The sequence below is a fragment of the Bacteroidota bacterium genome (assembly GCA_026391695.1).
Lineage (GTDB): Bacteria > Bacteroidota > Bacteroidia > Bacteroidales > JAGONC01 > JAPLDP01.
In genome coordinates, this window is record JAPLDP010000083.1 from 26,287 (window position 1) to 35,590 (window position 9,304).

Annotated in this window: 5 protein-coding genes; all 5 read left to right on the forward strand. The window is 43.4% G+C overall.

The genetic code is table 11. The features are described from left to right. Positions 1-24 precede the first annotated feature (24 nt). Complete coding sequence (locus tag NT175_12350; protein MCX6235485.1) at positions 25-1,935, forward strand: T9SS type A sorting domain-containing protein; 1,911 nt, start codon at positions 25-27, stop codon at positions 1,933-1,935. A 40-nt stretch (positions 1,936-1,975) separates the two neighbouring features. Further along, positions 1,976-4,330 carry a T9SS type A sorting domain-containing protein gene (locus NT175_12355; GenBank protein MCX6235486.1) on the forward strand — a complete coding sequence of 785 codons (2,355 nt, stop codon included), beginning with the start codon at positions 1,976-1,978 and terminating at the stop codon, positions 4,328-4,330. Positions 4,331-4,378: 48 nt separating this feature from the next. Beyond that, positions 4,379-6,799 carry a serine hydrolase gene (locus NT175_12360; GenBank protein MCX6235487.1) on the forward strand — a complete coding sequence of 807 codons (2,421 nt, stop codon included), beginning with the start codon at positions 4,379-4,381 and terminating at the stop codon, positions 6,797-6,799. A gap of 59 nt (positions 6,800-6,858) precedes the next feature. Continuing rightward, positions 6,859-7,644, forward strand: a complete 786-nt coding sequence (locus NT175_12365) for a LytTR family DNA-binding domain-containing protein (GenBank protein ID MCX6235488.1) — start codon at positions 6,859-6,861, stop codon at positions 7,642-7,644. A gap of 64 nt (positions 7,645-7,708) precedes the next feature. After that, positions 7,709-9,304: histidine kinase (locus NT175_12370; protein ID MCX6235489.1), on the forward strand; the 1,596-nt coding region annotated here is incomplete at its 3' end.

The following is a 9,304-nucleotide window of genomic DNA, read 5'->3' on the forward strand; positions in this document are numbered from 1 at the left end:
AAGAGGAATAAAAACAATAATCCTATGAAAAAACTTTTACTTCTTATCTGCAGCTTAGCGATGGCGGCTGCATTGCAAGCACAGGTCATCCATGTGCCAGGCGATTATCCGACGATCCAGCAAGGGATCAACGCCGCAAACTTCGGTGATACCGTTCTGGTATCCGATGGAACCTACTATGAACAGATCAACTTCCTTGGCAAAAAGCCACTGACGGTGGCCAGTGAATTTCTTATGGATGGCGATACCAGCCATATCAGCAATACCATTATCGACGGAAGCCAACTGACCAATACGGACAGTTCTTCAGTGGTATATTTCGTATCCGGTGAAGATACCACGTCCATTCTCTGTGGATTCACAATTACACAAGGAATGGGAACCCAATACATCGCAGCCGGTTCTGATTTCAGGGCAGGCGGAGGGGTATTTATTTCAAATTCGGGGGCTATGATTATTCACAATCATATCACCGAGAACCATTTGACTTACACCATTCCGGGCAGCGCGCAGATCGTAGCGGGTGCCGGACTTTCCTGCGAGTTTAATATGGCTGATCATTGGATAATTATTGATCATAATTTAATTGACTACAATTCCTGCTATTCAGGTAGCGTAGAATCGGACGGAGCAGGGTTAGTCGTTTGTTATAATGCCCGAATCACTAATAACACCATCTCCAATAACACCTGCACAGGTGCAGCGAATAGTATCGCGGCCGGAGCCGCCTTTCTCTGCGCAAGAGATCCGGTCTGGACAAACCTTGTAACAGCCATCGTACAGCATAACATCATTATCAATAACCTGTGCGAGTCGGAGAATAATTGGGCAATTAGCGCTGGGGGGGTGTTTCAGGCGGTAAAAGTATTATTTTCAGACAATGAGGTTGCTTACAATACACTTATATCCGGATCCCCTGAAGGGGGTTCTGCAGGAATTGGAGTTTTTACACCTGATCCCGGAAGTGTGATAAGTAACAATGTTTTCAAAGGTAATGTAAGTAATTCATTATCCGGAGCATTGTATCTGCAAAATGATGTGGCATTAGATAATCCTGTCATGGTTGAAAACAATTACTTCCTGGAAAATGAATCCATTATAGGCGCTGCTTTTGAAACAGCCGGTGTTCAGGTGACATTGCAAAACAATGTGTTCAGCGGAAACCATGCAGAAAATGAAGGGGGAGCGATCTATCTATATAAATACAATACATCTGTTGATCATCTTGCTATCCTGATCAATAACACCTTTTCCTTCAATAGTGCTGCTAATTACGGAGGCGCTATCTGCTCATTTGATGCCGATCCGTTGATCTTTAACTGCATTTTCTGGCAGGATTCTGCCGCAGGAGGACAGGAGATTAGTATTAATTCAGAGTCTGCTGAAATTGGTTTTTCTAATATCGATCCTGATGGGATAGATGGAGAATATGTTGATGACGGAGGAAATATGTTCGAACCTCCGCAGTTTAGTGACGACATTTTACTCACACTTGATCCTTCCAGCCCATGTATTGAATCCGGGACAGAAAGGATATTGTCTAATGGAACTTACGTCTATGCTCCTGAATATGACATCCTGGGTCAGCCACGTCCGTTGGATAATGAATGGGATATGGGAGCTTATGAGACCCTGCTCGTCGGTCAACACGAAATAATCACCCCCACTTCCCGGTTCTTCCATGTGGTATATCCCAATCCGGCAAGTGACCAGACAAAGCTGATCTATGACCTCCTGGAAGGATCTGATGTCAGCATCACCATTTACGATTTGACCGGTCATCTTATAAGGCACCATTCGGAAGGCTACCAGACAAAAGGAATGCATGAAACAGTTTTGAATCTTGAAGATGTGCCGTCAGGAGTGTATTTCTATCGTCTATCGTCAACCGTCAACCGTCAACCGTCAACCGGAAAGATGGTGGTTGTAAAGTAGCGATGAAACGAAGTAACGAAGTGGAAAAAACAATAATTCTATGAAAAAATTATTTTTATTACTCGCATTAGTGGCTGCCGGTCACAATATCGTTTTATCTCAATCCTGCCTGCCCGAAGGCATCGTATTTGAAACCCAGGCCCAGATAGATAGTTTCCAGGTCAATTATCCTGGCTGCACAGAAATAGAAGGGGATGTACAAATTGGAGTTTCCCCTGAATTTTATAATATCACCAATCTCAACGGATTAAGTGTATTAACTTCCATAGGAGGAGACCTTACAATCTTTTCCAATTACGCCCTGATCAGCCTGACGGGGCTGGATAATTTGGCATCCGTCGGGGGAGATCTTACTATTTCCAGTAACTACGCACTGACCAATCTGATGGGATTGAACAATTTGACTTACATCGGAGAACGCCTTAGGATCCATGGCAATCCCAACCTGATCAACCTGGAAGGACTTGAGGGTTTGACTTCAATCATAGGAAACCTTGTTATTAATGGAAACCACTACGCCCTGACCAATCTGAAGGGATTGGACAATTTGACTTCCATCGGGGGTGATTTTGAGATTCTTGATGAATACGCCCTTACCAGCCTGGAGGGGTTCGAGAAAGTGACTTCCATCGGGGGATACCTTTCCATAGCGTCCAACCCTGCTCTCACCAGTTTATCGGTGCTGGGCAATTTGGTTTCAATCGGGGGAGGACTTTCTATAGGTTACAACGACGCCCTGACCAACTTCACAGGGCTGGAGGGCTTGACTTCCATCGGGGGAAACCTTGGGATTTGGGACAACTACAGTTTGACAAATTTAACAGGGCTGGACAATGTGACTTCCATCGGGGGAGACCTTGTTATTTATTATTATACCGGTTATAATAATGCCCTGATCAGTCTTACGGGGCTTGAAAGTTTGACTTCTATCGGTGGTGATCTAATTATTAATGGAACCGAGATCCTTACTAGTCTTACAGGACTGGAGGATTTGACTTCCATCGGTGAAAGTGACGGGCTTGGATTTGTTATTGTGGACAACACCGCTTTGACCAGCCTCACTGGATTGAACAATCTGACTTCTATTGGCGGATCTCTAATAATTGGAAATTCCGATTTTGGTGGCAATCCAGCCCTGACCAGTCTGACAGGATTAGAAGGATTGACTTCTACCGGAGGCGACCTTTCTATTGAATACAACGACGCCCTGTACAACTTGACGGGGCTGGAGGGATTGACTTCCATCGGGGGAGACCTTAATATTGAATACAATGATGCCCTGACCAGCCTGAGGGGGTTGGATAACATTAATGCCGGTTCTATCGACAGTTTGTATATCTATCATAACAGCTTATTATTTAGCTGTGAAGTACAAAGTATTTGTAATTATTTAGTCAGTCCCAATGGTAGAGTTGATATTTATAATAATTCTATTGGCTGCAACAGTGCTATAGAAGTAGCAAATGCCTGCGGGATTTCTTCACCGTGCCTGCCTTACGGTAACTATTATTTTTCATCACAAGCCGATGTTGATAATTTTCAGACTATTTATCCCAATTGTACAGAATTAGGGGGCAATATGATAATCAATGGAAATGATATTAGGAACCTCGACGAATTAAGTGTGGTGACTTCCATCGGTGGAAGCCTTATGATAGGAAGTATTGGCGGTAATCCCGCCCTGACCAGTATGACGGGATTAGACAATTTGATTTCCATCGGAGAAGACCTTGAAATTTGCCATAATGACACATTAACCAGCCTGACAGGACTGGAAGGATTGACTTTTATCGATGGAGACCTTCGGATTTGGTGGAATGAAGCCCTTACCAGCCTGACCGGGTTGGAGGGTTTGATTTCCATCGGGGGAAACCTTAAGATTGGAGAACTTAATTATGGCAATCCCGTCCTGACCAGCCTAACGGGATTGGATAATATTGATGCAGGATCTATTGTTAACCTTCATATAATTTGTAATTATTTATTATCAGCCTGTGAAGTGCAAAGCATCTGTAATTATTTGGCAAATCCTGGTGGAATTATTGTAATTAGTGCTAATGCAACTGGTTGCAACAACCAATCAGAAGTGTGGGCAGCTTGTGAGTCAATTGGTCTGGAGGAGGTGATGTTCGAAAAAAGATTTACTGTATTTCCCAATCCTTTTAGCCATTCGACCAGCTTTGAATATCAGCTTGAAGAAGACGCGTCAGTTACTTTAACCATCTTAAACCTCACGGGCCAGGAGATTGCAGTGCTGGTGAATGAACAACAAACCAAAGGCACGTACCAGGTGCAATGGAATGCCGCTGATATGCCTGCCGGAGTATATTTCTATCGTCTATCGTCAACCGTCAACAGCCAACTGTCAACCGGAAAAGTGGTTATAGTCAAGTAACGAAGTAACGATGTAGCGACGTATCGAAGTTATAAAAACAATAATTCTATGAAAAAACTGATCTGCTCTTTATCAATCACTCTTGTCCTTGCTATGAACATCGGGGCACAGACAAATCGGGACTATACTCCTGTGAATCCCGATAATTTCAACGCCTTCATCGAATGGCAGATGGATCAGTACAACATCCCTGGTGTTCAGATCGGGATACTGCATGACGGTGCCCTGGCATGGAAACATAACTACGGATGGTCATACATCGAACAACAGATACCGGTCGATGACTCCACCCTCTTTATGCTGGCCTCTATTTCAAAATCCGTTGTTGCGACCGCACTTAATCAGATGATTGAGAAAGGACTCGTTGATCTTTACAGGGACATCAACCAGTACCTTCCATTTGAGGTGATTAATCCTAATTATCCTTCTTCCAGCATCACTCCGTATATGTTGATGACGCATTCATCATCAATAAGAGACCAGGATTTCATTTATACAATGTTTAATATTCTTGGTGATCCTGAAGTTACTCTTCAGGAATTCTGTTATAACTACCTTGATGTTGGGGGACAATATTACTATCCAAGTAATTATTTTAACACTCTTCCCGGATCCGATGCTGTTTACTCAAATGTCGGTGCAACTCTTGCCGGATATCTCGTGGAGGCAGTTTATCAGGATGGATTTAACAATTATTGCAACGATAGCATTTTTACCGCGCTTGATATGAACCGCAGCCGTTGGTTCCTTGCAGAAACCGATACCATGGAAGTGGCCATGCCCTATTTGTATAATTATGGGAATCCCGTGCCAATAGGACATGTTGTTAAACCAGATTACCCTGACGGATTTTTGAAATCGAATGCCGTTGAATTCGCAAATTTTATCAGCATGTTTGCTAACTATGGTGCTTATAATAATAAGCACATTCTGGATTCGATAACAGTAGAAATGATGACGACTATCCAGGATACAGTCAATGTCTATGGTGACTATTTACCTTATGGATTCTTCTGGATATACACACCGTCATTTGACACCTGGGGCCATGATGGTGGGGATAATGGTTGTACGACTATGATGTTTTATCATAAATTGCAAAAATGGGGTGGAACTATTTTCATAAATACAGATTTATGGTGGGACCAAGAAGCACTTACAGATCTTTTGAGGGAAATTATGCACTGGCATGCGAGAACATTTTCGGAGTTTTTCGTATCATCAATAGAAACATCTGATACCGGTGAGGATGGTATACTTGAACCTGGAGACCTGGCTGAACTTGTCATCGGTGTAAAGAATGTTTATATGAATCCTGCTGACAACGTTTCGGTAACCCTGCGATGCAATGATCCCTGTTTCCAGCTCATGGATACGGTTGCATCATTGGGTAATATGGCATCCGGAGAAAATGCAAGCAATCAGGATCAACCTTTCCAGTTCCAGGTGACTGGCTTTCAGAATCCGCATCCCGTTGCTATGGAACTGGAGATTCACTATAATAATACAACTGATATTATTCATTTCCAGTTGTTTGCAGGCCAGGCAGACGTTCTCCTGGTAAAGGATGAAAGGGATGTCCTGAATTCCCAGCGGTTTTACCTGGATGTACTGGATAGCCTCGGATATACCACACACAATTGGGATATTGATGTAAACGGCAATCCTGATACCACATTCTTAAAGAATTTTCCTGCAGTTATCTGGTACACCGGATATGACGAAGACAGCACCGTAAATGAAACAAATCAGAATGCCCTGATAGCTTACCTGAACCATGGCGGAAGATTGTTCATGACAGGCCAGAACATCAGCGATGAAATTGGAAACACAGTATTTATGAATGATTACCTGCATGCAAACCATAAATCTAATGTCACTTACTATATTGTTTCTGGTATTGCCGGAGATCCCCTGAGTGATGGTTTGTTATTTCAACTTAATGAGGGAGACGGACTTAACAATCAATACTCCCAAAGCGCTCTTAATCCTGTTAATAGCGGTGAAGTCTGCTTGCGGTACAACGGTATGAGCGCGTACCCTGCAGGGATTCGTTTTGAGAATAGCACTTACAAAACGGTTTTTCTGGGCTTCGGCTTTGAGGGAATCAGGTTATTGGTTCACCGGTACGAACTCATGAAGCGGATACTCGAATATTTTGATGTGTACGCCGGGGTGGATGACAAGGAACTGCCTGTCTCAGAATTATCTGATGTGAGTATCATGCCTAATCCGGTTAGGGATTTCCTCATCGTTTCTTTCACCTTATCGAAACCTCAGGATTTAACGTTCACCCTTTATGACATGATGGGGAGACAGGTTTTCAGCGAAATAACAAGGCAGGCGCAGCCCGGCAAACAGAGTATCACATTAATCATGACTGGATGCCAAGCAGGTGTATATTTCTATCGTCTATCGTCAACCGTCAACCGTCAACCGTCAACCGGAAAGATGGTGGTTGTAAAGTAGCGATGTAACGAAGTGAGAAAAACAATTGGCTATTAATATCCAATCTATTGCACTACGCCATGAATTTACCTATATTTGAAAAAAATTCAAGCCAGGAAATGTTGCGGACGGTCATTATCGACGACGAAGCCCATGCCCGTGAAACCCTCGCCAGGTTGCTGACTGTGCATTGCCCGCAGGTTAAACTGATAGGTGAAGCCGGTAGCGTGGCCAGCGGGCTTAAAGCCATCCGTGAGCTTCATCCCCAGCTCGTATTGCTTGATATCAAAATGGACGACGGATCAGGATTCGACCTGATCAGGCTATGCGATTCCATCGATTTTAAGGTTATCTTCATCACGGCCTACGAGAAATATGCTGTCCAGGCATTCCGGTTTGCGGCAGTGGATTTCCTGCTCAAGCCTGTCAATCCTGAGGAACTCATCGAGGCGGTGAAGCATGCCGAAACTCTTATACAGGATCATTTTACCACACAGCTCCAGGCTTTAGAGGAAAACCTCAGAACCGACCTCCGGCAGAAAAAGAAAATCGTTTTAAAGACGCAGGAAAACGTCCACCTGGTCGAGATGCAAAACATCACCTTTTGTGAATCGGATGGCTGTTACACGGTTATCCATACAACAGGAGGCGAAAAAATACTGATCTCAAAAATACTCCGTGAATTTGATGATATGCTCAGCGAAAGCGGTTTTTACCGTGTTCATAAGTCATACCTGATCAACCTGTCGCACATAATCCGGTTTGAGAAGCAGGAAGGTGGATATATTATCCTGACAAGCGGCGAGAAAGTACCTGTTTCATTCAGGAAAAGGGAAGAACTTTTGGAGTTATTTGATAAACTATAGCCCCCTCCCCATCCCTCCCCCAACTGGGGGAGGGAGAAAGGGTGAGGGCTGACAGCGAAGCGTAATGACATTTAAACACCCTCTTTTTATTTTATTGTTCATCTTTCTGAGCCTTTTGACAGCAGGCCAGATCCCAAATCAGACCCGTCAGAAAACTGTTGACAGCTTGTTTGTTTTACTCCCTGATGCTGCGGGAACCGATAAAGTGAATATCCTGAACCAGCTTGCCCTTCAGCTTGCGCCGCGCAGTTTCGATTCCAGCTTTCAATACGCCACTGAAGCTCTCAGTATGTCGGAACAGCTGGACTATGCCATTGGGAAAGGAATAGCCACCTTTAATCTTGGGAACAGCTATTACTTCAATGCCGATATAAAAAATGCGCTGACGAACTATCTTTCCGCCTTACGAATACTTGAGCCTTATGAGCCGTCAAAAGACATCGGCAATTTGCTGATCCAGCTTGGTGCGGTGAACCAGTATGTACGAAATACCGGTAAAATGACTGCCTATTACAAACGCGCTGCATCGAATTATGCTGCGATTGGAGATTCTGTTGCTACCATTTCAGCCTATTGGACACTGGCCTTTTCCTATTTTTATGAATCTCAAACCCTGGATAGATTAAATACATTCCCTTCTGAAAATTTAATTATAATGATGGACAGTACCCTTAAATATAACGGAATGGTACTCGAATATATAATTCGTCATCCGGATTCCAATTGGATGCCCGATCTTTATAATTTTCAGGGATTATGCTATCAGGCTAAAAAAGATCCATCAGCACTGGATTATTTTTTAAAATCCCTTGAAGCATGCAGCAAATTTGTGGATACTAACACAAGAAATATCATGGAAGGACTGGAGCATATGAACCTCGGATATTATTACTATATTACAGATGATCCGGAAATGGGATATTCTCATAGCCTTCTCGCTGTTAATTTGTTAAAAAAAACAGACCGCTATGATCTTCTCGCAGCTGCGCTCTTTACTCTTGGTGAAATAGATACAGACCGTGGTCATTATCAACGTGCCGGAAAGTATCTTCGTCAGGCGATTAACTTAAGTGATACTTTTCTGATTAATATCGGCCAGATCTCTCACTCCGATCCGGTTATCAGGATCTGGGGAATTACCCAGATAAGGTCATGGCGGATTGATGGTTTTAGAGACCTGGTTAGATTACATGAATTAATCGGTGATTACAGGCAAGCGTTGAATTATCAGAAGAAAATGGAAGAAGAAAAAAAATTACAGTCGCAGGATGAACTGTCCAGGCAGATAATCGGCCTGGAAGCAAATTATGCGGATGAATTAAAAAGGCAGGAGATCGCCGGGTTGGTTAGGGACAATGAGCTCCGCCGCTTAAAGCTGAATCAGACCAGGATTTTATTTACCGGTATTGGCGGTGCAGTGTTGATTGCTTTGTTGATTGTCATAATCTCAATCCAACGAAAACGGTTTGGATCGGACCGGAAAGCGCTCCTCCTCGAACAAAAGCTTCTCCGCTCCCAAATGAATCCCCACTTCCTCTTCAATGCGCTTTACAGCATCCAGAATTTCATCGTCACTGAGAAACCGGATAAAGCCAGTATTTACCTTTCAAAATTCGCCCGGCTGGTCAGGAATATCCTGGATAATTCAACGGAAGAATTT

What these genes read in the sequence shown, in the direction of transcription:
- NT175_12350 (MCX6235485.1), top strand. Translation starts at nt 25, where the DNA reads ATGAAAAAACTTTTACTTCTTATCTGCAGCTTAGCGATGGCGGCTGCA.
- NT175_12355 (MCX6235486.1), top strand. Translation starts at nt 1,976, where the DNA reads ATGAAAAAATTATTTTTATTACTCGCATTAGTGGCTGCCGGTCACAAT.
- NT175_12360 (MCX6235487.1), top strand. Translation starts at nt 4,379, where the DNA reads ATGAAAAAACTGATCTGCTCTTTATCAATCACTCTTGTCCTTGCTATG.
- NT175_12365 (MCX6235488.1), top strand. Translation starts at nt 6,859, where the DNA reads ATGAATTTACCTATATTTGAAAAAAATTCAAGCCAGGAAATGTTGCGG.